Source organism: Streptomyces deccanensis (assembly GCF_022385335.1).
Taxonomy (GTDB): domain Bacteria; phylum Actinomycetota; class Actinomycetes; order Streptomycetales; family Streptomycetaceae; genus Streptomyces; species Streptomyces deccanensis.
Map to the genome: position 1 here is coordinate 5,148,708 of NZ_CP092431.1, position 24,686 is coordinate 5,173,393.

General features: G+C 68.6%; 20 protein-coding genes and 1 tRNA gene. 11 read left to right on the forward strand and 10 right to left on the reverse strand.

What is annotated here, in order from left to right:
- Nucleotides 1–25: 25 nt before the first annotated feature.
- The 8 genes from L3078_RS22965 to rpmH form a co-directional block, all read right to left on the reverse strand.
- On the reverse strand, nt 26–1,120 hold the full coding sequence (locus tag L3078_RS22965) for a ParB/RepB/Spo0J family partition protein (RefSeq protein ID WP_239755850.1): 1,095 nt from the start codon (nt 1,118–1,120) through the stop codon (nt 26–28).
- A complete protein-coding gene (locus L3078_RS22970; protein ID WP_078853556.1) occupies nt 1,117–2,190 on the reverse strand; it encodes a ParA family protein in 1,074 nt (357 codons plus the stop codon). The genes L3078_RS22965 and L3078_RS22970 overlap by 4 nt, the downstream gene beginning before the upstream one ends.
- Nucleotides 2,191–2,478: 288 nt before the next feature.
- Nucleotides 2,479–3,195, reverse strand: a complete 717-nt coding sequence (gene rsmG, locus L3078_RS22975; protein WP_239755851.1) for a 16S rRNA (guanine(527)-N(7))-methyltransferase RsmG — start codon at nt 3,193–3,195, stop codon at nt 2,479–2,481.
- Between the two features lie 115 nt (nt 3,196–3,310).
- Nucleotides 3,311–3,823 (reverse strand): Jag family protein, encoded by a 513-nt coding sequence (locus tag L3078_RS22980; protein WP_239755852.1) that lies wholly within the window; start codon nt 3,821–3,823, stop codon nt 3,311–3,313.
- 15 nt (nt 3,824–3,838) lie between these two features.
- Nucleotides 3,839–5,116, reverse strand: a complete 1,278-nt coding sequence (gene yidC, locus L3078_RS22985) for a membrane protein insertase YidC (protein ID WP_239755853.1) — start codon at nt 5,114–5,116, stop codon at nt 3,839–3,841.
- A 3-nt stretch (nt 5,117–5,119) separates the two neighbouring features.
- Complete coding sequence (yidD, locus tag L3078_RS22990) at nt 5,120–5,473, reverse strand: membrane protein insertion efficiency factor YidD (protein WP_215456966.1); 354 nt, start codon at nt 5,471–5,473, stop codon at nt 5,120–5,122.
- Nucleotides 5,470–5,841 (reverse strand): ribonuclease P protein component, encoded by a 372-nt coding sequence (rnpA, locus tag L3078_RS22995; RefSeq protein WP_078853524.1) that lies wholly within the window; start codon nt 5,839–5,841, stop codon nt 5,470–5,472. Before rnpA ends, yidD begins: the two co-directional genes overlap by 4 nt.
- A gap of 21 nt (nt 5,842–5,862) precedes the next feature.
- Nucleotides 5,863–6,000 (reverse strand): 50S ribosomal protein L34, encoded by a 138-nt coding sequence (rpmH, locus tag L3078_RS23000; RefSeq protein WP_005482975.1) that lies wholly within the window; start codon nt 5,998–6,000, stop codon nt 5,863–5,865.
- Nucleotides 6,001–6,417: 417 nt separating this feature from the next.
- Between rpmH and dnaA the strand changes: the two genes are divergently transcribed.
- From dnaA to L3078_RS23045, 9 genes are all read left to right on the forward strand, one after another.
- Nucleotides 6,418–8,445, forward strand: a complete 2,028-nt coding sequence (dnaA, locus tag L3078_RS23005) for a chromosomal replication initiator protein DnaA (RefSeq protein WP_275593162.1) — start codon at nt 6,418–6,420, stop codon at nt 8,443–8,445.
- 1,049 nt (nt 8,446–9,494) lie between these two features.
- Nucleotides 9,495–10,625 (forward strand): DNA polymerase III subunit beta, encoded by a 1,131-nt coding sequence (dnaN, locus tag L3078_RS23010; RefSeq protein WP_239755854.1) that lies wholly within the window; start codon nt 9,495–9,497, stop codon nt 10,623–10,625.
- 211 nt (nt 10,626–10,836) lie between these two features.
- On the forward strand, nt 10,837–11,712 hold the full coding sequence (gnd, locus tag L3078_RS23015; protein WP_239755855.1) for a phosphogluconate dehydrogenase (NAD(+)-dependent, decarboxylating): 876 nt from the start codon (nt 10,837–10,839) through the stop codon (nt 11,710–11,712).
- 119 nt (nt 11,713–11,831) lie between these two features.
- Nucleotides 11,832–12,956 (forward strand): DNA replication/repair protein RecF, encoded by a 1,125-nt coding sequence (gene recF / locus L3078_RS23020; protein ID WP_239755856.1) that lies wholly within the window; start codon nt 11,832–11,834, stop codon nt 12,954–12,956.
- Nucleotides 12,953–13,486 (forward strand): DciA family protein, encoded by a 534-nt coding sequence (locus L3078_RS23025; protein WP_086797717.1) that lies wholly within the window; start codon nt 12,953–12,955, stop codon nt 13,484–13,486. The genes recF and L3078_RS23025 overlap by 4 nt, the downstream gene beginning before the upstream one ends.
- Before the next feature lie 385 nt (nt 13,487–13,871).
- On the forward strand, nt 13,872–15,941 hold the full coding sequence (gyrB, locus tag L3078_RS23030; protein ID WP_275593163.1) for a DNA topoisomerase (ATP-hydrolyzing) subunit B: 2,070 nt from the start codon (nt 13,872–13,874) through the stop codon (nt 15,939–15,941).
- Between the two features lie 42 nt (nt 15,942–15,983).
- On the forward strand, nt 15,984–18,578 hold the full coding sequence (gyrA, locus tag L3078_RS23035; protein ID WP_239755857.1) for a DNA gyrase subunit A: 2,595 nt from the start codon (nt 15,984–15,986) through the stop codon (nt 18,576–18,578).
- Between the two features lie 18 nt (nt 18,579–18,596).
- Nucleotides 18,597–19,421, forward strand: a complete 825-nt coding sequence (locus L3078_RS23040; protein WP_239755858.1) for a DUF3566 domain-containing protein — start codon at nt 18,597–18,599, stop codon at nt 19,419–19,421.
- Nucleotides 19,422–19,531: 110 nt separating this feature from the next.
- Nucleotides 19,532–19,608 (forward strand) — tRNA-Ile (locus L3078_RS23045).
- 336 nt (nt 19,609–19,944) lie between these two features.
- Here the strand turns inward: L3078_RS23045 and L3078_RS23050 are convergent.
- Nucleotides 19,945–20,313: a DUF6344 domain-containing protein gene (locus L3078_RS23050; RefSeq protein ID WP_239755859.1), complete on the reverse strand. Its 369-nt coding sequence runs from the start codon at nt 20,311–20,313 to the stop codon at nt 19,945–19,947.
- A 351-nt stretch (nt 20,314–20,664) separates the two neighbouring features.
- On the opposite strand from L3078_RS23050, the gene L3078_RS23055 reads away from it, so the two are divergent.
- On the forward strand, nt 20,665–20,793 hold the full coding sequence (locus tag L3078_RS23055) for a DLW-39 family protein (RefSeq protein ID WP_003999697.1): 129 nt from the start codon (nt 20,665–20,667) through the stop codon (nt 20,791–20,793).
- A 299-nt stretch (nt 20,794–21,092) separates the two neighbouring features.
- Nucleotides 21,093–22,640 (forward strand): hypothetical protein, encoded by a 1,548-nt coding sequence (locus L3078_RS23060; protein ID WP_239755860.1) that lies wholly within the window; start codon nt 21,093–21,095, stop codon nt 22,638–22,640.
- 116 nt (nt 22,641–22,756) lie between these two features.
- Here the strand turns inward: L3078_RS23060 and L3078_RS23065 are convergent, their stop codons facing one another.
- A complete protein-coding gene (locus L3078_RS23065) occupies nt 22,757–24,571 on the reverse strand; it encodes a serine/threonine-protein kinase (RefSeq protein WP_239755861.1) in 1,815 nt (604 codons plus the stop codon).
- Nucleotides 24,572–24,686: the final 115 nt, after the last annotated feature.

Sequence of the window (24,686 nt, forward strand, 5' to 3'; positions counted from 1 at the left end):
GAGGGACGTCCTGCGGATCGGAGGGTCAGGCCTCCGGCTCCTCCGAAGCGTCGTCCAGGAGGCTCCTCTGGAGAGCGAGCTTCTCGCCGGGGGCGAGGGTGCTCAGGATCCGCTCCAGGTCCTCCGTGGAGGCGAACTCCACGGTGATCTTGCCCTTCTTCTGCCCCAGGTCGATCTTCACTCGCGTTTCGAAGCGATCCGAGAGTCGGGTCGCGAGCTCGCCGAGAGCCGGGGAAGGCACCGAGCCGGCCCGAGGGCCCTTGGACCGTGCGGTGCTCTTCGGACGCGACCCCATGAGGGTGACGATCTCTTCGACCGCTCGCACCGAGAGCCCCTCGGCCACGATCCGGTGCGCCAGCTTGTCCTGCTCCTCCGAGTCCTCGACGGAGAGCAACGCCCGTGCGTGCCCAGCGGAGAGAACACCGGCTGCCACCCGGCGCTGGACCGCCGCCGACAGCTTCAGCAGACGCAGGGTGTTGGAGACCTGCGGGCGCGAGCGACCGATACGGTCCGCCAGCTGGTCATGCGTGCAGTTGAAGTCCTTGAGCAACTGGTCGTACGCGAAGGCTTCTTCCAACGGGTTCAGCTGGGCGCGGTGCAGGTTCTCGAGGAGCGCGTCGAGCAGCAGCTTCTCGTCGTCGGTCGCCCGTACGATCGCCGGAATCGCGTCGAGCTCGGCCTCATGGCAGGCTCGCCAGCGCCGCTCACCCATGATCAGCTCGTAGCGGGCCGGGCCCACCTGCCGTACGACGATGGGCTGGAGAAGGCCGACCTCCTTGATGGAGGTGACGAGTTCCTGGAGAAGGTCCTCGTCGAAGACCTCTCGGGGCTGGCGCGGGTTCGGAGTGATGGAGTCGAGAGGCAGCTCGGCGAAGTAGGCGCCGACAGGTGCCGCAGGCAGTTCTGCTGCGGCGTTCGGTGGCTGCTCCTCTGTTTCACGTGAAACAGAGGGGAGCGTGGCCAGCTTCGAAGCTGCCACCCCACGTTCGGGAGTGAAGACAGATGCCGCTGGTGGGGTAGCGGCGGGTGCACCGGCTGCCGGAGCCTCCTTCTCGCCCGTCGCGGCCGCTGGGATCAGTGCGGCGAGACCACGGCCCAACCCCCTCCGTCGATCGCTCACTGGATCCCCTCCACCACACTCGGATTGTTCTGAGCACCGATGTGGGCGTGCGTCGGGTCGTACCCGACGCCTACGCCCTTCAGTGCGATTTCTCGTGCCGCCTCAAGGTAGGAGAGGGCACCGCTCGATCCTGGATCGTAAGTCAGCACCGTCTGCCCATAGCTAGGCGCCTCGGAGATACGGACGGAGCGGGGAATGCTCGTCCGCAGCACCTCCTCGCCGAAGTGGGTGCGCACCTCGTCGGCGACCTGGGACGCCAGGCGCGTCCGGCCGTCATACATGGTGAGCAGGATGGTCGACACATGGAGGACGGGGTTGAGGTGCCCCCGTACCAGGTCGACATTGCGGAGCAGTTGGCCGAGGCCCTCCAGCGCGTAGTACTCGCACTGGATCGGGATGAGGACTTCCTGGCCGGCGACCAACGCGTTCACGGTCAGGAGGCCGAGCGAGGGCGGGCAGTCGATGAGGATGTAGTCCAGCGGCTGCTCGTAGGCCTGGATGGCTCGCTGCAGTCGACTCTCTCGTGCCACCAGCGACACCAGCTCGATCTCCGCACCGGCGAGATCGATCGTGGCGGGGGCGCAGAAGAGACCCTCTACATCGGGAACGGGCTGGACGACCTCCGACAGCGGCTTGCTGTCGATCAGCACGTCGTAGATGGACGGCACCTCGGCGTGATGGTCGATCCCCAGCGCGGTGGACGCATTGCCCTGCGGGTCGAGATCGACCACGAGGACACGGGCGCCGTGCAGAGCCAGCGAAGCGGCGAGGTTGACTGTCGTCGTGGTCTTTCCGACGCCACCCTTCTGGTTGGCGACGACCATGACTCGGGTCTGCTCGGGCCGAGGCAGTCCCTCACCGGCACGGCCCAGTGCCTCTACCGCCAGCTGGGCAGCACGACCGATGGGAGTGTCGTCCATCGGGGGCGGTGTTTCACGTGAAACATCCTCCCCCATCGACTCGGTACGGGGACCGGGGACCGGATCGGTCATCGGTCCCGCGATGTTGGCGTCGGACCGCAAGGATTCACTCTCCTCGACTTCAGGCTCGCAATGAACAGAGCCTCCCATGCCTTCGGGGTCGTGAACCAGTGAGGCCTGGTGTTCTGTGGAGAATTCCACCTCTGTGGAAAACTCCGTTACCTCTCCGAGTGACCCGAGAGGCTTCCGGTCGCGCGGTTCGGCCGCGGCGCGGCCACGACTGATGATGCCGTGCAGCAGTGAGCGACGTTTCACGTGAAACACGATGCCCAGCGGCACAGGCCGCGCTCGCGCGACACTCCGAGATGCGTAGGTTGGGAAGCTTGTGTGGAGTACGACTCGTCGTCAGGACGGATCAGCGGAGGTCCAGAGCAACGCCTAGCGGCGACGCCGTGCCCGTCCGGTCCGAGCCGCCTTCGCCCGTTTCGCCGCGAAGCGCACGCCACCCGGGCTCTCCCCGACCTCCACACGGACAACTGTGGACAACGGATCGACGACGCCCTCGCCCACATGGTGGATGGAGGTCTCCACGGCCCCGAGCTTGCTCAGGGCGGTGGCTGCGCTCTTCAGCTCCTCTTCCGCCGTGTCGCCCTTCAGCGCCAGCATCTCTCCGTACGGGCGCAGCAGCGGAATGCCCCAGCCGGCCAGTCGGTCCAGAGGGGCCACCGCTCGCGCCGTCACCACATGGACCGGCTGCAGCGTCCCGAGGACCTCTTCGGCACGGCCACGGACGACCGTCACATGGTCGAGACCCAGGAGTTCGACCACCTCGGTCAGGAAGTTCGTGCGCCGCAGCAGGGGCTCCAGCAGCGTGATCTTCAGATCGTCCCGGACCAGGGCCAGCGGGATACCGGGCAGTCCGGCACCGGAGCCGACGTCGCACACCGTCACCCCCTCGGGCACGACCTCGGAGAGCACCGCGCAGTTCAGCAGATGCCTCTCCCACAGACGGGGTACCTCCCGCGGGCCGATGAGCCCGCGCTGTACTCCCGCCTCAGCCAGGAGCTCGGCGTATCGGACCGCGTCCGCGTAGCGATCACCGAATACGTCGCGCGCCTGCTCGGGCGCAGGGGGGAGCTCCGCTGCCTCCGTCACGGGGACCGTCCTTCCGTACCGCAAGAGCGCACTGGGCGCTGACACCAGAACAACAGGCTGACAAAGTTCGGCCCCGCCTGCAGGCAGACGGGGCCGGAGAAGCGTTCGTACCGAATCAGGCAGGCAGGACGACGACGAAGCGCTGCGGCTCCTCGCCCTCGGACTCGCTGCGCAGACCGGCGGACTTGACCGCGTCGTGCACGACCTTGCGCTCGAAGGGCGTCATCGGCTGCAGCTTCACAGCTTCGCCCGTGCTCTTGGCCTCGGCCGCCGCCTTGGCACCGAGCTCGGAGAGTTCGGCGCGCTTCTTGGCCCGGTAGCCGGCGATGTCCAGCATCAGTCGGCTGCGGTCGCCGGTCTCGCGGTGCACGGCCAGGCGGGTGAGCTCCTGGAGCGCCTCGAGCACCTCGCCCTCGCGGCCGACGAGCTTGCTCAGATCGCGGCTACCGGAGTCGCTGATGATCGAGACAGAGGCACGGTCGGCCTCGACGTCCATGTCGATGTCGCCGTCGAGGTCGGCGATGTCCAGCAGACCTTCCAGGTAGTCCGCCGCGATCTCACCCTCCTGCTCCAGGCGGGTCAGGGTGTCGCCACCCTCGGAGGCGGCGGAGGTGGTGCCTTCCGTCACGGGATGGGCTCCTTCTTACTTCTTGGACGGGGACTTGGGGCGCTGCTGACCCTTGCGCTGACCGGACTGAGCCTTGCTGCGACCACCGGTGCCGGGCTTGGGCGCGGTCTTCTTGGCCGAGGCCGCCGGCTTGGCGTCCTCCGGCCCGTCGGACTTGGTCAGGGACGTGGGCTCGTCCTTCGGCTCGGCGTCGTCGGCGGACTTCGTCCCACCGGACTGGCGCTGGGCCTTGGTCTGGCGCTTGGGCTGCTGGCGCCTGGGGGTCGTCGGCGTACCGTCCTCGGCCGTGGCGACGGCCGAGGCCTCGCTCTTGACGACGGTGCCGTCGGCCTGGGCCGCGAGGCCCTCCTTGCTCAGACCGGTGATGAACTTGCGCTCGTACTCGTTGCGGTCACGGCCCTTGGCGACGATCGCCTTGACGATGGCGCGCTCCCCGCGGCCGCGGGTCTTGCCGTGGTGCGTGACGTGCTTGTGGAGACGCTCCAGGTAGGCGGCCTGGGCCTTGGATCCCGGGGTCGGGTTGTTGTGGATGACGTACATCTGCTGGCCCATGGTCCACACGTTGGTGGTCAGCCAGTAGACGAGGACACCGACCGGGAAGTTGATGCCGAAGACCGCGAACATGATCGGGAAGATGTACATCAGCATCTTCTGCTGCTGCATGAACGGCGTCTTCACCGTGGTGTCGACGTTCTTCGTCATCAGCTGGCGCTGCGTGTAGAACTGCGACGCCGACATCAGGACGATCATGATGGCCGTGACGATCCGGACCGTGGTGATCGAAGCGTCGAGCGCCTGGGCCTCGGCGGCGGAGTCCGTGAAGGTCGCGGCCAGCGGGGCACCGAAGATGTGCGCCTTCTGCGCGCTCTGCAGCAGGCTCTCGTTGATGACACCGATGGTGTCGTTGTTCGCGATGCTGTTGAGCACGTGGTACAGGGCGAAGAAGAACGGTGACTGCGCCAGGATGGGAAGGCACGAGGAGAGCGGGTTGGTGCCCGTCTCCTTGTACAGCTTCATCATCTCTTCGGACTGACGCTGTTTGTCGTTCTTGTAGCGCTCCTGGATCTTCTTCATCTCGGGCTGCAGCGTCTGCATCGCCCGGGTCGCCTTGATCTGCTTTACGAAGAGCGGGATCAGGCAGATACGGATCAGGATCACCAAGGACACGATGGACAGGCCCCAGGCCCACCCGGTGTCAGCGCCGAACAGAGCGCCGTACACCGTGTGGAACTGGACGATGACCCAGGAGACAGGTGTCGTGATGAAGCTGAAGAGGCTGGCAATCGTGTCCACTAATCATGCTCCTTGGGCATGGGACGGGGTCTCTGCGGCCGGGCCCGAGGAGACATTCCCCTCGGTGGCCGGTTCGGCGGCGGAGGTCCCGCCCTTGCGTGCACGCCAGGCGCCACGCAACATCTCGTGCCACCGTGGCCGCTTGCGCGGCGGGACGTGGTCCACACCGCCGAGCGACCACGGATTGCACCGCAGGATGCGCCAGGCGGTGAGTGCCGTTCCCTTGATCGCACCGTGCCGGTCGATGGCCGTATAGCCGTAGTGGGAGCACGACGGGTAGTACTTGCACACCGGCCCGAGCAGTGGACTGATCGTCCACTGGTACAGCTTGATCAGCGCCAGCAGCGGGTACTTCATCGTGCGCCCCCTCCCAGCAGCCGCCCTATGGCGGCATCCAGGTCTTGGGCCAGTTGTACGTGGTCGGCGTCACCCGCTCCGGGCAGCGCTCGTACGACTACCAGGCTACCGGGGGGGAACAGGGCGACTCGATCGCGCATCAGATGGCGAAGCCTGCGCTTCACCTTGTTGCGCACCACCGAGCCACCGACGGCCTTGCTCACGACGAAACCCGCACGCGTCGGGGGAGCGCTCTCCCCAGGCGCGTGCGGGTCCGTGGCACCGCTACGTAGGTGAACGACGAGGAGAGGGCGTCCGGCCCGGCGTCCTCGTCGTACCGCGGTCGCGAAGTCCTCGCGCCGCCTCAGCCGATGCTCGGTAGGCAGCACGACGTCATGACCTGATCGGGATCAGGCGGACAGGCTGGCGCGACCCTTGCTGCGGCGGTTCGCGAGAATCGCGCGACCGGCACGGGTACGCATCCGCAGGCGGAAGCCGTGGGTCTTCGCGCGACGACGGTTGTTCGGCTGGAAGGTGCGCTTGCTCACTCGGGGGCTCCAGAAAGAAATCGGTGTTTGCGGGTGCCGTCCTGGCTGTCACCGTGCGCCCACGAGTAGCTCGTATAAACGCCCGAGTGCACCGCTGTCCGATCACCTGACGCGATCTGTGCCCATCGGAGGCAGGCGGCAGCAGCCATCGACAACTCGACCTGGTTACGGTACGCGCGGCTACGCCATCCGGTCAAACCAGAGGTCACGGAGAGACACTGTCCACAGGCTGGGGACAACAACTTGAACCGTAGCCGTCGCCGTGACTACCGTGACTGAACTCCGATTCGTTCCCTTTCCTTTGGCTGTTGGGACCCGACCCGCCCACCAGCGCCTCATTCCGAGCGCCCCACCCGAGTTCCAAACCGACCTGTCCCAGAACCACACGTTCGTGGGACCTGTGAGAGAGCGTGCCCTGTGGCTGACGTACCTGCCGATCTTGCCGCAGTGTGGCCACGCGTACTGGAAAAGCTCCTGGGTGAGGGCCAGGGCCAGGGTGTCGAGGTGAAGGACGAGCGCTGGATCAAGCGCTGCCAGCCGCTCGCCCTGGTCGCGGACACGGCGCTTCTCGCCGTCCCGAACGAGTTCGCGAAGGGCGTACTCGAGGGTCGTCTCGCACCGATCGTCAGCGAGACCCTGAGCCGGGAGTGCGGCCGCCCGATCCGTATCGCGATCACCGTCGACAGCTCCGTCGGCGAGCCCCCGCCCCCGCCGGTCCAGCACCGCTTCGAGGAGCCCGAGCTCCCCTCCGTCCCGGCCCAGAACCGTGAGTCCTACGACAGCAGGGACACGTACGACAGCCAGGGGCGCGAGGCGCGCGGCGGATACGAGAAGCAGAACCCGTACGAGAGCCCGAACGGATACGACAGCCAGGGGCGCCCCTCCTATGAGGGGTACGGGCGCCACCGGGCCGACGACCGTGGCCCGGGACGCGGCGAACAGGGGAGCGGCGGGCCGGGCGACCTGTTGCCGCCCCCGCGCTCGGACCAGAGCCCCACCGGCCGCTCGGACCAGCTTCCGACCGCGCGTCCCGCGTATCCGTCCGAGTACCAGCGGCCCGAGCCGGGCGCCTGGCCGCGGCCGTCGCAGGACGACTACGGCTGGCAGCAACAGAGACTCGGATTCCCCGAACGGGACCCCTACGCCTCGCCGTCGTCGGACTACCGCTCGCAGTCGATGGACCGGCCGCCGTACGACCAGCGCTCCGAGTACGGCTCCGGACGCTCCGACTACGACCAGCCACGCGGCGACTACGACCGGCCCGGTGCCGACTCCGACTACCCGCGACCGGACCGGCGTGAACTGCCCGACCCACCGCCCGGCTCGGGGCACGTGCACCGGGGCGGGCCGGCCAGCAGCGCGCCCGGCCCGCTGGCGGCGCAGCCCGCGCCGGCCCCGGGCCCGGGTGAGCCGACCGCGCGCCTGAACCCGAAGTACCTCTTCGACACCTTCGTCATCGGCGCCTCGAACCGCTTCGCGCACGCGGCCGCGGTGGCAGTCGCCGAGGCGCCGGCCAAGGCGTACAACCCCCTGTTCATCTATGGGGAGTCGGGCCTCGGCAAGACGCACCTGCTGCACGCGATCGGGCACTACGCGCGCAGCCTCTACCCGGGCACGCGGGTGCGGTACGTGAGTTCGGAGGAGTTCACCAACGAGTTCATCAACTCCATCCGCGACGGCAAGGGCGACAGCTTCCGCAAGCGGTACCGGGAGATGGACATCCTGCTCGTGGACGACATCCAGTTCCTGGCGGACAAGGAGTCGACGCAGGAGGAGTTCTTCCACACCTTCAACACGCTCCACAACGCGAACAAGCAGATCGTGCTCTCCAGCGACCGGCCGCCCAAGCAGCTGGTGACCCTGGAGGACCGGCTGCGGAACCGTTTCGAGTGGGGTCTGATCACCGACGTCCAGCCGCCCGAACTGGAGACGCGGATCGCGATCCTGCGCAAGAAGGCGGTGCAGGAACAGCTCAACGCCCCGCCGGAGGTACTGGAGTTCATCGCGTCCCGCATCTCGCGCAACATCCGCGAGCTGGAGGGCGCGCTGATCCGGGTGACGGCGTTCGCGTCGCTCAACCGGCAGCCGGTGGATCTCGGGCTGACCGAGATCGTCCTCAAGGACCTGATCCCGGGCGGCGAGAACGCGTCCCCGGAGATCACCGCCACCGCGATCATGGCCGCGACGGCCGACTACTTCGGGCTCACGGTCGAGGACCTGTGCGGCACCTCGCGCGGCCGCGCCCTCGTCACGGCCCGCCAGATCGCGATGTATCTGTGCCGTGAGCTGACCGACCTGTCGCTGCCCAAGATCGGCGCGCAGTTCGGCAACCGCGACCACACCACCGTCATGCACGCCGACCGCAAGATCCGCGCGCTCATGGCCGAGCGACGGTCCATCTACAACCAGGTGACGGAGCTGACGAACCGCATCAAGAACGGCTGACGGCCCGAGGCCGCCGGACGTCGGCCGCAGAACGCCGTCGCACCTCGCTGAGGGCGCCCCGGGACGAGTTCCCGAGGGCGCCTTCGGCGTTCCCGGGCGGCCTCGACCAGCCTGCTGGACCACTTCGATCCGGCTCACGGGCCCCCTTCCACACGTCCCGGGGCCGCTCCCACGCGCCTTCTCGACGGCTTCGGCCGGCTCCGGGGCGGCTCGGGGTCGGCTCCGGGGCGGCTTCGGAGTGGTCGAGTCCGTCGCCGTCCCGTCATCACGTGTTCGATTACCTGCGGCGTTACGGCCTTCCTCCACAGATTCGGGGACTTTCTGCCGTCCACACCCTGGGGACCGGGAAGTTATGCAGATCGTGTCCACAGGACGGGCTGTTGAGAGATCATCGGGCCAGGTCAACCCCCTGTGGATCCGTGGACGAAAGATCTCCACAGACTGTGGACGAAGCGGGAATCCACAGACTGTGGACGGAGTTGTCCACCGACGGCCCACAGGCTGTGGCCGGTTGTCCCCAGTGATCGTCGGCTTCTCCACATGGCTGTCCACTGTTCGGCAAGCCCACGCGCCTCCTCACCGTGTCGAGTGAAAGGCGTCACACGAAGTTGCCCGGTTGGGCTGTGGGAAAGACGGGTAAACCTGGGGACGCCGTTGGGGAGAAGTGCCCCGGGGCTGTGCACGGTGTGTGCAGAACTTTCCGTTCTCCACAGACACCCCCGGTTGTCCACCGCCTCCGCCCACAGGCACGGTGGACAAAATTTGCCGCCTGAGCTGCGAAAACGGGGTTATCCACGGTTTCCACAGGCCCTACTACTACTCCCAACTAGAGAGAGCTGGGAATCCGTTTCGAAGTGGGTCCTGTGCACAACTCGCTCTCGGCTGCCTGACCGCGCCTCGTCACGACTTGACCCCGAGAGGCTCCGAGTGTCAGTGGTGTGCGTCAGACTGGTCCCCGGTGTCCTTCCCGTCACAGGAGCCAGCGACACCGAGACAGACGACGAAGCCAGGCAGGGCGAGAACGCCGGCAACAGCAGGAGGCGGCAACAGTGAAGATCCGGGTGGAACGCGACGTACTCGCGGAGGCAGTTGCCTGGGCGGCGCGCAGCCTCCCGGCCCGTCCGCCGGCGCCGGTCCTCGCCGGCCTCCTTCTGAAGGCCGAGGAAGGCCAGCTGAGCCTCTCCAGCTTCGACTACGAGGTCTCCGCACGGGTGTCCGTGGAGACCGAGGTCGACGAGGAGGGCACGGTGCTCGTCTCCGGTCGCCTCCTCGCCGACATCTGCCGCGCCCTCCCCAACCGCCCTGTGGAGATCTCCACAGACGGTGTACGGGCGACGGTGGTCTGCGGCTCCTCGCGGTTCACGCTCCACACACTGCCTGTGGAGGAATACCCGGCGCTGCCGCAGATGCCGAACGCCACGGGCACCGTCCCGGGCGAGGTCTTCGCCTCCGCCGCCGCCCAGGTGGCCATCGCCGCCGGCCGCGACGACACGCTGCCCGTCCTCACCGGCGTGCGCATCGAGATCGAGGGCGACACGGTCACGCTGGCCTCCACCGACCGCTACCGCTTCGCGGTCCGCGAGTTCCTGTGGAAGCCGGAGAACCCCGAAGCGTCCGCGGTCGCCCTGGTGCCCGCCAAGACGCTCCTGGACACCGCCAAGGCCCTCACGAGCGGCGACAGCGTCATCCTGGCGCTCTCCGGCTCGGGCTCCGGCGAGGGCCTGATCGGTTTCGAGGGCGCGGGCCGTCGTACCACCACGCGCCTGCTGGAGGGCGACCTCCCGAAGTACCGCACGCTGTTCCCGACGGAGTTCAACAGCGTGGCCGTCATCGAGACCGCCCCCTTCGTGGAGGCCGTCAAGCGTGTCGCCCTGGTCGCCGAGCGGAACACCCCGGTGCGCCTGAGCTTCGAGCAGGGTGTGCTGATCCTGGAGGCCGGCTCCAGCGACGACGCACAGGCTGTGGAGAGGGTCGACGCCCAGCTGGACGGCGACGACATCTCGATCGCCTTCAACCCCACGTTCCTGCTGGACGGCCTGAGCGCCATCGACTCCCCGGTGGCCCAGCTGTCGTTCACGACGTCCACCAAGCCCGCGCTGCTCAGCGGCAAGCCGGCCGTGGACGCCGAGGCGGACGAGGCCTACAAGTACCTGATCATGCCGGTGCGGCTCAGCGGCTGACCGGCCGGACTCCGCCGCGGCCGAGCGGCAGCGGTTGTCCACAGCGCTGTGGGGCCCGGTGGATCACCGGGCCCTCGGCACGAAGCCGCAGGTGGGGGTGTACTTATGAGCGGGTATGCCCACAGGTGTGCGTGAGCGTCCGGGTTTAGGCTCGTGCGTGGGTACGCAGTTCAGGTGCCCTCCTGCCACGTCGCAACCTAAGGAACAACTGATGGAGCTCGGTCTCGTCGGCCTCGGCAAGATGGGCGGCAACATGCGCGAGCGGATACGCCGCGCCGGCCACACCGTCATCGGATACGACCGGAACCCGGACCTCGCCGATATCCACAGCCTCGAAGAGCTTGTGGGCAAGCTCCAGGGCCCGCGGGTCGTGTGGGTGATGGTCCCGGCCGGGGCCGCCACCCAGTCAACCATCGACGAGCTGGCCGAGCTGTTGGAGCCCGGCGACGTCGTCGTGGACGGCGGGAACTCCCGCTGGACCGACGACGAGAAGCACGCCGAGGAGCTGGCGGCCAAGGGCATCGGCTTCGTCGACTGCGGTGTCTCCGGCGGCGTCTGGGGCCTGGAGAACGGCTACGCGCTGATGTACGGCGGTGACGCGGAGAACGTCGCCAAGGTACGACCGGTCTTCGACGCGCTGAAGCCCGAGGGCGACCTCGGCGCGGTGCACGCCGGCAAGGTCGGCGCCGGCCACTTCGCGAAGATGGTCCACAACGGCATCGAGTACGCGATGATGCAGGCCTACGCCGAGGGCTGGGAGCTCCTGGAGAAGGTCGACTCGGTGACGGACGTCCGCGAGGTGTTCCGTTCGTGGCAGGAGGGCACGGTCATCCGCTCCTGGCTCCTCGACCTGGCGGTGAACGCCCTCGACGAGGACGAGCACCTGGACGGGCTGAAGGGCTTCGCGCAGGACTCCGGCGAGGGCCGGTGGACCGTGGAGGCTGCCATCGACCACGCCGTGCCGCTGCCCGCGATCACGGCATCGCTCTTCGCGCGGTTCGCGTCGCGCCAGGAGGACTCGCCGCAGATGAAGATGATCGCGGCGCTGCGGAACCAGTTCGGCGGCCACGCGGTCGAGAAGAAGTAGTCCACGGCACGAAGCAACGCACGGCACAGAAGACGAGAGCGACCACACTACGGTCGACGAGAAGTCGTCCACAGGACCGCACGGTGGTCCACAACCCTGGGGGAGGTCGGCACCCGACCATGCACGTCACGCACCTGTCGCTGGCCGACTTCCGCTCGTACGCCCGGGTCGAGGTCCCGCTCGACCCGGGCGTCACCGCGTTCGTGGGCCCCAACGGGCAGGGCAAGACGAACCTGGTCGAGGCCGTCGGCTATCTCGCGACCCTGGGCAGCCACCGGGTCTCGTCGGACGCGCCCCTGGTCCGCATGGGCGCCGACCGCGCGGTGATCCGGGCCCAGGTGCGGCAGGGCGAACGGCAGCAGCTGGTCGAACTGGAGCTGAACCCCGGCAAGGCCAACCGGGCCCGCGTCAACCGGTCCTCGCAGGTCAGGCCGCGCGATGTGCTCGGCATCGTACGCACGGTGCTGTTCGCGCCGGAGGACCTCGCGCTGGTCAAGGGCGACCCCGGCGAGCGGCGCCGCTTCCTCGACGAACTGATCACCGCGCGGGCCCCGCGCATGGCGGGGGTGCGCTCCGACTACGAGCGGGTCCTCAAGCAGCGCAACACCCTCCTCAAGACGGCCGCGCTGGCCCGCCGGCACGGCGGCCGTTCCATGGACCTGTCCACGCTCGACGTCTGGGACCAGCACCTCGCGCGCGTGGGCGCCGAGCTGCTCGCCCAGCGCCTCGATCTGGTCGCCGCGATCCAGCCGCTCGCCGACAAGGCGTACGAGCAGCTGGCACCCGGCGGCGGCCCGGTCGCGCTGGAGTACAAACCCTCCTCGCCCGGCCTCGTCGGTCACGCGCGCGAGGAGCTGTACGAGCAGCTGACGGAGGCCCTCACCGAGAGCCGGAAGCAGGAGATCGAGCGGGGCGTCACGCTCGTGGGACCGCATCGGGACGATGTGACCCTCAAGCTCGGTCAGCTGCCGGCCAAGGGCTACGCCTCCCACGGCGAGTCCTGGTCGTACGCCCTGGCGCTGCGGCTCGCCTCCTACGACCTGCTGAGGGCCGAGGGCAACGAGCCGGTGCTGGTCCTCGACGACGTCTTCGCCGAGTTGGACACGCGTCGGCGGGAGCGCCTGGCGGAGCTGGTCGCGCCGGGCGAGCAGGTCCTGGTGACCGCCGCGGTCGACGACGACGTACCGGACGTACTGACGGGGACGCGGTACGCCGTGTCCGGCGGGACGGTGGAGCGCGTATGAGCGGATCCGAGGGAACACCCGAGCCGCCCGAGCCCTCCGGTGTGGACCTCGCGCGCGTGGCGCTGCGCGCCGCGAAGGAGGCCGCACGCGCGCGTGGCGAAGCCACCCAGCAGCAGAAGCAGGCACGGCGGGGCGGCGGGCTGCGCTCGGGCGCGCGGGCCGACGGCCGCGACCCCATGCCGCTCGGCCCTGCCATCAACCGGCTGATCACCGAGCGCGGCTGGGAGGCGCCCGCCGCGGTGGGCGGTGTGATGGGGCGCTGGCCGCAGATCGTCGGCGAGAAGCTCGCCGCTCAGTGCGTACCGCTCAAGTACGACGAGGACGAGCGTGTCCTGATCGTGCAGTGCGAGTCCCCGGTGTGGGCGACCGAGGTGCGCCGGCTCGCGCCGAACCTGGTCGCCCGGCTCAACGAGGATCTGGGACACGGCACGGTCCGGCAGATCAAGGTGCAGATGCCCGGCGGTGCTCCGCGCCGCTACGGCCCGTTGCGGGCGCCTAGAAGCAGCGGGTCCGGCGACTTCTACGAGTGACCGTAGTCACACCCAAAAGCCCCGTGAGGGAGCCTTCCGGTACCGGGCGTCGACGTCTCGCGCTCCGGCGCGGACGTTCGCATGCGGATGCGAACATCGACCTGACCCGGGAGTAGCAAAGGGTTGACACCCGGAAGCGCTGAGTGCCGCTGTGAGCCTCTTGGAGCCCCGCTCCGCATATGGGGAGTCGGGAGAGACCGGTTCAGGGCGGCACATGCGGACTCAGGTACCGGCAAACCCCCATCACTGTCGGCGCTACCGGTAGACTGGAAGCTAATCCCGCCCCATTCGTGGGGACCGCTTCGGAAACACTGTGCAACGCTGACAAAGGCTTCCACCGCAACATGCCGCAGCCGCTCCGGCAAACCCGCCAAGAGCCTGGCTTGTGCTGTGCCAGAAAGGGCGCTTCGTGGCCGATTCCGGCAACCCCAACGAGAACATCCCGTCCACCGAGGCCCTGGCCGGAACGGCCGAGGCCTCGCCCTCGGCGTACGACGCCAGTGCCATCACCGTCCTCGAAGGGCTGGACGCGGTCCGCAAGCGGCCCGGCATGTACATCGGCTCGACCGGTGAGCGCGGCCTGCACCACCTCGTGCAAGAGGTCGTGGACAACTCCGTCGACGAGGCGCTGGCCGGCCACGCGGACACCATCGACGTGACGATCCTTCCCGACGGCGGTGTCCGGGTCGTCGACAACGGCCGCGGCATCCCGGTGGGCATCGTGCCCTCCGAGGGCAAGCCGGCCGTCGAGGTCGTGCTGACCGTCCTGCACGCGGGCGGCAAGTTCGGCGGCGGCGGTTACGCGGTCTCCGGCGGTCTGCACGGCGTCGGCGTCTCCGTGGTGAACGCCCTGTCGACGAAGGTCGCCGTCGAGGTCAAGACCGACGGCTACCGCTGGACGCAGGACTACAAGCTGGGCGTCCCGACCGCCCCGCTCGCCCAGCACGAGGCCACCGAGGAGCACGGCACCTCGGTCACCTTCTGGGCCGACCCGGACATCTTCGAGACCACCCACTACTCCTTCGAGACGCTGTCGCGGCGCTTCCAGGAGATGGCGTTCCTCAACAAGGGCCTGCGGATCAACCTCACCGACGAGCGTGAGTCCGCTAAGGCCACCGCCGGGGCGGACGAGGCCGGTGAGGACGAGAAGCACGAGGTCAAGACGGTCTCGTACCACTACGAGGGCGGCATCGTCGACTTCGTGAAGCACCTCAACTCCCGCAAGGGGGACGTGGTGCACCCGTCCGTCATCGACTTCGAGGCCGAGGACAAGGACAAGGCCCTGTCCGTCGAGGTCGCGATGCAGTGGAACAGCGGTTACAGCGAGGGTGTGTACTCCTTCGCCAACATCATCCACACGCACGAGGGCGGTACGCACGAAGAGGGCTTCCGTGCCGCGATGACCGGTCTGATCAACCGCTACGCGCGCGACAAGAAGCTGCTCCGCGAGAAGGACGACAACCTCACGGGTGACGACATCCGCGAGGGTCTGACCGCGATCATCTCGATCAAGCTGAGCGAGCCGCAGTTCGAGGGCCAGACCAAGACCAAGCTGGGCAACACGGAGGCCAAGACCTTCGTGCAGAAGGTCGTCCACGAGCACCTGACGGACTGGCTCGACCGCAACCCGGTCGAGGCCGCGGACATCATCCGCAAGTCCATCCAGGCGGCCACCGCGCGCGTGGCGGCCCGCAAGGCGCGTGACCTGACCCGCCGCAAGGGCCTGCTGGAGACGGCGTCCCTGCCGGGCAAGCTGAGCGACTGCCAGTCGAACGACCCCACCAAGTGCGAGATCTTCATCGTCGAGGGTGACTCCGCCGGCGGCTCGGCCAAGTCCGGCCGCAACCCGCAGTACCAGGCGATCCTCCCGATCCGCGGCAAGATCCTCAACGTCGAGAAGGCGCGGATCGACAAGATCCTGCAGAACCAGGAGATCCAGGCGCTGATCTCCGCGTTCGGCACCGGGGTCCACGAGGACTTCGACATCGAGAAGCTCCGCTATCACAAGATCATTCTCATGGCGGACGCCGACGTCGACGGCCAGCACATCAACACGCTGCTGCTGACCTTCCTGTTCCGCTTCATGCGGCCGCTGGTCGAGGCCGGGCACGTGTTCCTGTCGCGTCCCCCGCTCTACAAGATCAAGTGGGGCCGGGACGACTTCGAGTACGCGTACTCGGACCGTGAGCGCGACGCCCTGATCGAACTCGGCCGGCAGAACGGCAAGCGCGTCCGGGAGGACTCGATCCAGCGCTTCAAGGGTCTCGGCGAGATGAACGCCGAGGAACTGCGCATCACGACCATGGACCAGGACCACCGCGTCCTCGGGCAGGTCACGCTGGACGACGCCGCCCAGGCCGACGAGCTGTTCTCGGTGCTCATGGGTGAAGACGTCGAGGCCCGGCGCCAGTTCATCCAGCGCAACGCCAAGGACGTCCGCTTCCTCGACATCTGAGTCGGTCTCAGCTGACCGCACCAGGAAGGATCCCCACCAGCAATGGCCGACGAGAACCCCCCCGTCACGCCTGACGACGCCGGCGAGACGACCGTGCGCATCGAGCCCGTCGGGCTCGAGACGGAGATGCAGCGCTCGTACCTGGACTACGCGATGTCCGTCATCGTGTCCCGCGCGCTGCCCGACGTACGCGACGGTCTCAAGCCCGTCCATCGCCGCGTCCTGTACGCCATGTACGACGGCGGCTACCGGCCCGAGAAGGGCTTCTACAAGTGCGCCCGCGTCGTCGGTGACGTCATGGGCAACTACCACCCGCACGGTGACTCCTCGATCTACGACGCGCTGGTCCGCCTCGCGCAGCCGTGGTCGATGCGGATGCCGCTGGTGGACTCCAACGGCAACTTCGGCTCGCCGGGCAACGACCCGGCGGCGGCCATGCGCTACACCGAGTGCAAGATGGCGCCGCTGTCGATGGAGATGGTCCGTGACATCGACGAGGAGACCGTCGACTTCACGGACAACTACGACGGACGCTCCCAAGAGCCGACCGTCCTGCCGGCCCGCTTCCCGAACCTGCTGATCAACGGCTCGGCGGGCATCGCGGTCGGTATGGCGACCAACATCCCGCCGCACAACCTCCGCGAGGTCGCGGCAGGCGCCCAGTGGTACCTGGAGAACCCCGAGGCCTCCCACGAGGACCTCCTGGACGCGCTGATCGAGCGCATCAAGGGCCCCGACTTCCCGACCGGCGCCCTGGTCGTCGGCCGCAAGGGCATCGAGGAGGCGTACCGCACGGGCCGCGGCTCCATCACGATGCGCGCGGTCGTCGAGGTCGAGGAGATTCAGAACAGGCAGTGCCTGGTGGTCACGGAGCTGCCGTACCAGGTCAACCCGGACAACCTCGCGCAGAAGATCGCCGACCTCGTGAAGGACGGCAAGATCGGCGGCATCGCGGACGTCCGCGACGAGACGTCGTCCCGTACGGGCCAGCGCCTGGTCATCGTCCTGAAGCGCGACGCGGTCGCCAAGGTCGTGCTGAACAACCTGTACAAGCACACCGACCTGCAGACCAACTTCGGCGCCAACATGCTGGCCCTGGTCGACGGCGTGCCGCGCACCCTGTCCCTGGACGCGTTCATCCGCCACTGGGTGACGCACCAGATCGAGGTCATCGTCCGCCGTACGAAGTTCCGGCTGCGCAAGGCCGAGGAGCGGGCACACATCCTGCGCGGCCTGCTGAAGGCCCTGGACGCCATCGACGAGGTCATCGCGCTGATCCGGCGCAGCGACACCGTCGACATCGCGCGCACGGGCCTGATGGACCTCCTGGAGATCGACGAGATCCAGGCCAACGCCATCCTCGAGATGCAGCTGCGCCGCCTGGCCGCCCTGGAACGCCAGAAGATCATCCAGGAGCACGACGAACTCCAGGCCAAGATCCGCGAGTACAACGAGATCCTCGCCTCCCCCGTGCGCCAGCGCGGGATCGTCAGCGCGGAACTCGCCGCGATCGTCGAGAAGTACGGCGACGACCGCAAGACGATGCTGGTCCCCTACGACGGCGACATGTCCATCGAGGACCTCATCGCCGAGGAGGACATCGTCGTCACCGTCTCGCGCGGCGGCTACGTCAAGCGCACCAAGACGGTCGACTACCGGGCGCAGAAGCGCGGCGGCAAGGGCGTACGCGGCACGAAGCTCAAGGAAGACGACATCGTCGACCACTTCTTCGTGTCCACGACCCACCACTGGCTGCTGTTCTTCACCAACAAGGGCCGCGTGTACCGGGCCAAGGCCTACGAACTGCCGGACGCCGGGCGTGACGCGCGTGGACAGCACGTCGCCAACCTGCTGGCCTTCCAGCCGGACGAGGCCATTGCTGAGATCCTCGCGATCCGCGACTACGAGGCCGCGCCCTATCTGGTGCTCGCCACCAAGGGCGGACTTGTGAAGAAGACGCCTCTGAAGGATTACGATTCGCCCCGTTCCGGCGGCGTCATCGCGATCAACCTCCGTGAGAAGGAGGACGGTTCCGATGACGAACTGATCGGAGCCGAACTCGTATCGGCAGAGGATGACATCCTTCTGATCAGCAAGAAGGCACAGTCGATCCGCTTCACGGCGACGGACGAGGCGCTGCGGCCCATGGGCCGTGCCACCTCGGGTGTCAAGGGCATGAGTTTCCGTGAGGGAGACGAGCTGCTCTCGATGAATGTTGTTCGACCCGGTACGTTCGTGTTCACTGCCACAGACGGCGGGTACGCGAAGCGGACCGCCGTCGACGAGTACCGCGTCCAGGGTCGCGGCGGCCTCGGCATCAAGGCCGCCAAGATCGTCGAGGACCGCGGATCGCTCGTCGGCGCGCTGGTGGTCGAGGAGACCGACGAGATCCTCGCCATCACGCTGTCGGGCGGTGTGATTCGTACGCGAGTCAACGAGATCAGGGAAACCGGCCGTGACACCATGGGCGTCCAACTGATCAACCTGGGCAAGCGCGATGCCGTCGTCGGCATCGCTCGGAACGCCGAGGCGGGGCGGGAGGCGGAGGAGGTCGACGGCGACGTTGCCGTGGACGAGTCCGCCGAGGACGCCGTGACGACCGGTACGGACGAGGGTGAGGCGCCCTCGTCCGAGTAGCACGAGGAGTGAGTCAGCGTGAGCGGAGCCACGGGCGCGGGATCGTCCGGTACTTCGGCCGGCACTTCGACCGGGTCGGAGGCGGACGGCGGCGGCCGTGGCTCCGCCGCGCGTGCGATGGACACGCACACGACCCAACTGAAGGCCATCAAGTCGGACGCGAAGGATGCGGCCGCGCCCGCGTCGGAGAAGCCCGGACCCCAGGGGGGAACCGTGACGGACACCCGTGGTCCGCAGACCCCGAAGCCCGCGTCCGGCAGTCCGGCCGCGGCTCAGGGCGGATCCGGCCGTCAGGCTCCGGCACAGGCGCAGCCCCAGCCGCAGCCTCAGGCCCCGGCCCAGGCCGCTGCCTCCGCGCTGCCGGGTGAGCGGCAGTCGCAGCAGCAGGCGGGCCCCTACCACCCGCCGCAGGCCTACGCGCCGGCCCCGGAGGCTTCCCGCAAGCCCCGGACGGGGGCGCGCACGACCCCTCGCACGCGCAAGGCGCGGCTGCGGGTGTCCAAGGCGGACCCGTGGTCCGTGATGAAGGTCAGCTTCCTGCTCTCCATCGCCCTCGGTATCTGCACGGTCGTCGCGGCCGCGGTGCTGTGGATGGTCATGAACGCGATGGGTGTGTTCTCGACGGTCGGCGCCACCATCTCCGAGGCGACCGGTTCGAACGAGTCCAACGGATTCGATCTGCAGGCGTTCCTGTCGCTGCCCAACGTGCTGATCTTCACCACGATCATCGCCGTCATCGACGTCGTCCTCGCCACCGCCCTGGCCACCCTCGGCGCCTTCATCTACAACCTCTCTGCGGGCTTCGTGGGCGGCATCGAGCTGACGCTCGCCGAGGACGAGTAAGCGAGGCTCACCGCGTCGCGGTGGCCCCGCGGGTATCGATTTTGGGACTGCCCACGTCGTGCGCTAATCTTCAGGAGTCAGCGCGCGGGACACACACCGCAGAGCGCGGCGGGGCTATAGCTCAGTTGGTTAGAGCGCATCCCTGATAAGGATGAGGCCACAGGTTCAAATCCTGTTAGCCCCACCAGACAGAAGACCCCCAACCGGTAGCGGTTGGGGGTCTTTGCTGTCGTCGGGTGGTACGTAGGGAGTCTCACCAACAAGGTGTCGGAACAGACGACTTGCTCTCTTGACCGGTGGTCCCGGTACATCCTGCGGGGCCGGTGGTCCCTGCATCCTGTGGGCTGGTGATCTCCGCATCCCGTGGGCTGGTGGTCCCGGGACATCTCAAGGACCGTGCTCGACGCGTTCCACGCACCGAAAGACCCTCAGCCGCCTCTGGCTGAGGGTCTTCGTTGTTTAGGCTCTTCTACCGGGCGTCGTACGCAAGATCGCCGCTGGGTGGATGTTTTCCTGCAGGGGATCAGCGCTGGAGCGGTGCGCCTGGATGCTCGGCCTGCGGGAGAGGTGCTTCCGGGGCGGCAACCCGGCCTGTGACGTTCGTGGCGGTGTCCGTGGCCGTGTCCAGGGCCGTGCGGTGGCGGCAGGAGGGGGAGGAGCCGTGGGCCTCGGCGCGGATGCGCTGTTTCATCGTGGGGGGCAGGGCGCGATCGTGGGGCCGGACCGGGAGGGGCATCGCCGGGGTCGTCGCGAGTGCCGCGCAGTTGCGGGTGGTCTCGGTCTGCTGTACCGCGGCCGAGGCCGTGGTCGTGACGAGTCCGAGCGCCGTGCACAGCGCGAGGAAGGCGGTGACGATGGCGGTCCACAGCTTCATGACCTTGTTCTGGGCCATGGCCCCTCACTTTCGGGTTGGGCGATTTGCGTACTTTCCTCATGATGTGTATGTGGGCTCCGAAATCCTGGACCGACGTCCATGGCGCGTCGATCTTCGGATGAACACCACTCGGATGGGTGCAAGGAGGTCTGAGGAGTTGCGGCAGGCCGAGATCCATGGGATCCGCCGAGGTGTGCGAGATGTGATGGATCTGTGTGATGAGCCTGCGATCGGAACAGTGGCGTCCGGTTCTACTGCGGCCTTCCCTGCGGGAGTTGGGGTCCCGACGCAGGTCACCGATCGGTATCGGTCGGTGTGTATAGTCGGGCGCCAGAGGTCCCCTACGTCAAGGAAAGACGAGGTCGCGCGGTGAAGAAGCTTCTCCTGGTCGCACTGGCCGCCATCGGCGGGCTCCTCGTGTACCGCCAGATCCAGGCGGATCGCGCCGAGCAGGATCTGTGGACGGAGGCGACTGACTCCGTGCCCACGGGTTCGTGAACATCGACATCAGTCTCAGAGCAGACCCCGGCCGCCTTGCGGTCGGGGTTTTGTGTCGCTCGGGGGTTCCTCTCTGCTCTTCCGGCACATTTGCCGACATTCCGGCAGGCTTTGATTCGCCTTCGTGAACGATGTGCTTGCAGGAGCAAGGCATCGGTCCCGGTAGCAGCCGTTTTCAGCCGCCTCTGCCCAGGAACACGCGCATCGGCGCGCACGGCCCGGCAGGATGGGCGCGTTCGGGGCCGCGCTCACGCTGGTGGGGCCCCGGAATCACGGTCTACGACGGGGGGTGGCGCTTGATGGGGCGGCGCACGGTCTGGTGGCGAGCTGGGGCGGCCGTGGGAGCCGCCCTGTGCGTGACGACGGCGCAGCCCGGGCCCGCCGCAGCGGCCGACGCGCCCACCCCGTACTCCTACGCCGAGGACGCGAGCACGGTCGAGGGCGCCTCCGACAGCACGGGAGCCGTGCGGCTGGCGGCCGGCAAGACCTACCGGAGCTCCATCGGACCGGGCGACAAGCTGTACTTCCGCCTCGATCTCGGCGCCGCCGCCAACGCGTACGTCTCGGCCACGGCCGTCCCCGAGGCGGGAGCGGCGGTCGGCTCTGCGGACGGGGTCAGGGTGTCCCTGCAGGACGCCGACGCACATCGCTGCTCCTACGAGACCGCCCGCTTCGGACCGACCCGCAGCGGGCACCCCGTCACCGCCTGGGCCTCGCGGGAGGTCGGCCGCGACGAGTACATGTGCCAGGGGGCCGGGGTGTACTACGTCGTCGTCGAGCGGGTCGGTTCGGTGACCGGGGCCGGTCCGGGGGGTAGTACGGGATCGGCTTCGGGCTCGGGCTCGGGCGCGGGTTCCGGTTCGGCTTCGGACTCGGGGGTGGGGTCGCCTTCGAAAGACGCGTCGGAGGAGTGGGGGCTGGAGCTCGGCTTCGTCTCGGAGCCCGCCATAACCAAGGGCGGTCCGACGACCGCCCCTCAGAGCTGGAACTCCGCCTCGCCCGATGCCGTGTCCGGTGACCCTGAGCCCCGGCGGGGCGGGAGCGGCTTCGCCACGGCAAGTCCCCTCGCGCAGGGCGTCTGGCAGGACGAGGTCGGCATCAGAGCCGGGGAGACGCTCTTCTACAAGGTGCCCGTCGGCTGGGGACAGCAGCTGCACGCCACGGCCGAGCTGGGCAGCACGACCGAGGGCGACGGCTATGTGGGGAACGCGTTCGTCATGTCGCTCTACAACCCCGTACGCGGCCTCGTGGACGACAGGACAGCCATCTACAGGGGCGACCAACAGTCCGTCGCCCTGGACCCGCTTCCGCCCGTCGCGTACGAGAACCGTTTCGCCCCTGGGGAGGAAGTGGGCGGGATGCGGTTCGCGGGCTGGTACTACCTGGCACTGCATCTCGGGGCGCCGGTCGCCGCCCGGTTCGGTGACGAGCCGATCGGGCTGACGCTGCGGGTGCGGCTCGAGGGTGTTGCAGGAGCCGGGCCGGGATACCTGGGAGCCTCCGAACCGCGTGGGGTATTCGAGGTCACCGAGGGGGACCGGGAGGCCGCCGAGGACGGCACCACGGGGGAGACGCTGGAGGGTGGCGCGGGGGGCGGTGGTGACGAGGGGGACACGGGAAGTTCCGGCGAGGGGGAGGGCTCCGGGAACTCCTCGGGCAGCGAAGACCAGCGCCTGGCCATGACCGTCGTCGCGGCGGGCGGCATCGGCACGGGGAGTCTGCTGGTTCTCGGGCTGCTGGTGTGGACGATCGTGGCCCGCAGGCGGGCGTTTGCCGCCACCGAGCCCGAAGGGCCGAGGCACGGTACGGCCGCGCGGGGGCGGCATGGGGCGTCGTCCCGGGGGTGACCGGGCCAGTGGTCCGTACGCTGCCCAGCCTGTGGGAACTGTGGGTCGGCAAGTCTGTGGGGTCTGTGGGTCGGCAAGTCTGCGGCGGCAGCGGGATCGGCAGGCTTCCCCGGGGATCAGAGTCGGCTCAGTGCCCAGAACCCCACCGCGAAGCAGGCCAGGGCGACCAGCAGGACCGGGACGACGACCTTGACGGGCGGGCCGGGACGGCGCCGGGGAAGCGCCCTGGAACGACGTGGAACCTGCGAGGGCCGAGCGGTGTATGAACCAGTAGAGGCGTACGCGTGCTGTTGCACCGCCGAGGCCAGGGCCGGAGAGGGGCCCAGCGGCGGGTGCGCCTGGGGGGAGGGCACATGCGCGGGTTCGGGATGTTGCGCTGGAGCGGTTCGGACGGGAGCCGCCCCGGCCGGAGTACGGGTACCGGCCTGCTGCTCGGGCTGTTGTTGTGGGTGACCAGGACCGGGGGCGTGCTGCTCGACCTGGGGCGACGGCGCGTCGGCGGTGAGCACCTGGGGCGGAGGCAGATGGAAGCTGCCGGTGTCCGACATCGTGGAGGGCCGCAGGGGTGCAGGGGCGCGTTCGGGGCGCGGTGGTACGGCGGTGCCGGGCGGCTCCGGCGGCAGGTGACCGGAGTGGGTCGAAGACGCCGAAGACGCGGGGCCGGGGCCTTGGGGCCAGTGACCGGTTCCTGGCTCAGTGCCGGCGCCTGAACCAGTGCGAGGGTCGGCGTCCGTGGGCCCGGTGCTGAAGCCGGAGTTATGGCCCGAGCCGTTGTCTGGTGTGTTGCCGGAGCCTGAGAAGTCGGTCTGGGGCGGTGCAGTGGTGGGCATGGGGGGCGGGGATATAGAGCCCGTGGCCGTGTACGGGGGCTGAGGGGCGGCTCCGGGGAGCGGTACCGGTACCGGTACCGCGGGGCCCTTCCCGGGCTGGGACGGTGGGCCCATGGGCGGTGGGCCGTAGGTCGGCGGGTGGTGAGGCGGCGGTGGTGTCCCGTCCGTGCCGGACCCCGTTCCGGTGCTCGTGCCCGTCGTGTCCAGCCCCGATGCCCTGTGCAGGGGGCCCTCGGGGGCGAACCCCGTGGGCAGCGGGCCGAGTTGGTCGAAGACCTCCACCAGCTCGTCGTCCGGTCCCGGCTCAGGCAGCAGTTCGACGGCGGCGGCAAGGGCCTTGCGGGCGCCGGTGGCGGTGCGGAAGCGGGAGTTGGGGTCCGGCTGGAGCAGCGTGGCGATGACCTGCCACAGCGGCTCGGGGATGCCCCTCGGCGCCTTCGGAGTGCCATGGGCGGCGAAGTGTTCGATGAGGGCCTTGGCGTCGGGCTTGGCGCCCTCCAGGAGGTACAGGGCGACGAGGCCCACCGCGAAGAGGTCGGCCGGGAAGTCCGGATCTGCGCCCAGCATCTGCTCGGGAGCGAAGTAACCCGGCGTCCCCACCACGTAGTTGGTCTCGGTCAGGCGGGGCTCGCCCAGACGCATGGCGATGCCGAAGTCGGACAGGCGCAGGCGGGGACGGGCAGTGCCCGTGGCCTCCAGCAGCACGTTGGCGGGCTTGATGTCGCGGTGGATGACGCCCTCGGCGTGCACGGCGGCGAGGCCGGACAGCAACTGGTCGAGCAGGCCACAGACGTAGGAGGGCGGAAGGGGACCGTAGTCGTTGACGAGGTTGACCAGTGATCCTCCGGCCACCAGATCCATCGTGAACAGGACCTTGTCGTCGTCGGCGGCCCAGCTGGCGGGGGCGAGCACATGCGGATGGTCGATCCGTACGGCCTGCTCACGGACGAAGCGCAGCAGGGCGTGCGCGTCACGCTGTTGCAGAACCTTGGCGGCCACATAGCGGCGGCGGCGGTGGTCCCAGGTGCGCCAGACCGCGCCGACTCCCCCGCGCCCGATCGGGTCGACCAGTTCGTACCGGCCGGCGAAGACCTCACCCATGGCTGTGCGTCGTTCCCCCTTCGGCTCCCCTCTTGGCTGCCCGTCGGCGGAGGGCACGGCGCTCGCGCCGGCCTCCGCGGAGCCGGCTCGCACGTGCCCGGCTTCCCTCGGAGCT

Bases quoted from the DNA above. Each gene is read 5' to 3' on its own strand.
- L3078_RS22970 (WP_078853556.1), bottom strand. From the start codon at position 2,190: ATGGGAGGCTCTGTTCATTGCGAGCCTGAAGTCGAGGAGAGTGAATCC.
- yidD (WP_215456966.1), bottom strand. From the start codon at position 5,473: ATGAAGTACCCGCTGCTGGCGCTGATCAAGCTGTACCAGTGGACGATC.
- gnd (WP_239755855.1), top strand. From the start codon at position 10,837: ATGGAGCTCGGTCTCGTCGGCCTCGGCAAGATGGGCGGCAACATGCGC.
- recF (WP_239755856.1), top strand. From the start codon at position 11,832: ATGCACGTCACGCACCTGTCGCTGGCCGACTTCCGCTCGTACGCCCGG.
- L3078_RS23025 (WP_086797717.1), top strand. From the start codon at position 12,953: ATGAGCGGATCCGAGGGAACACCCGAGCCGCCCGAGCCCTCCGGTGTG.
- gyrA (WP_239755857.1), top strand. From the start codon at position 15,984: ATGGCCGACGAGAACCCCCCCGTCACGCCTGACGACGCCGGCGAGACG.
- L3078_RS23050 (WP_239755859.1), bottom strand. From the start codon at position 20,313: ATGGCCCAGAACAAGGTCATGAAGCTGTGGACCGCCATCGTCACCGCC.
- L3078_RS23060 (WP_239755860.1), top strand. From the start codon at position 21,093: ATGGGGCGGCGCACGGTCTGGTGGCGAGCTGGGGCGGCCGTGGGAGCC.
- L3078_RS23065 (WP_239755861.1), bottom strand. From the start codon at position 24,571: ATGGGTGAGGTCTTCGCCGGCCGGTACGAACTGGTCGACCCGATCGGG.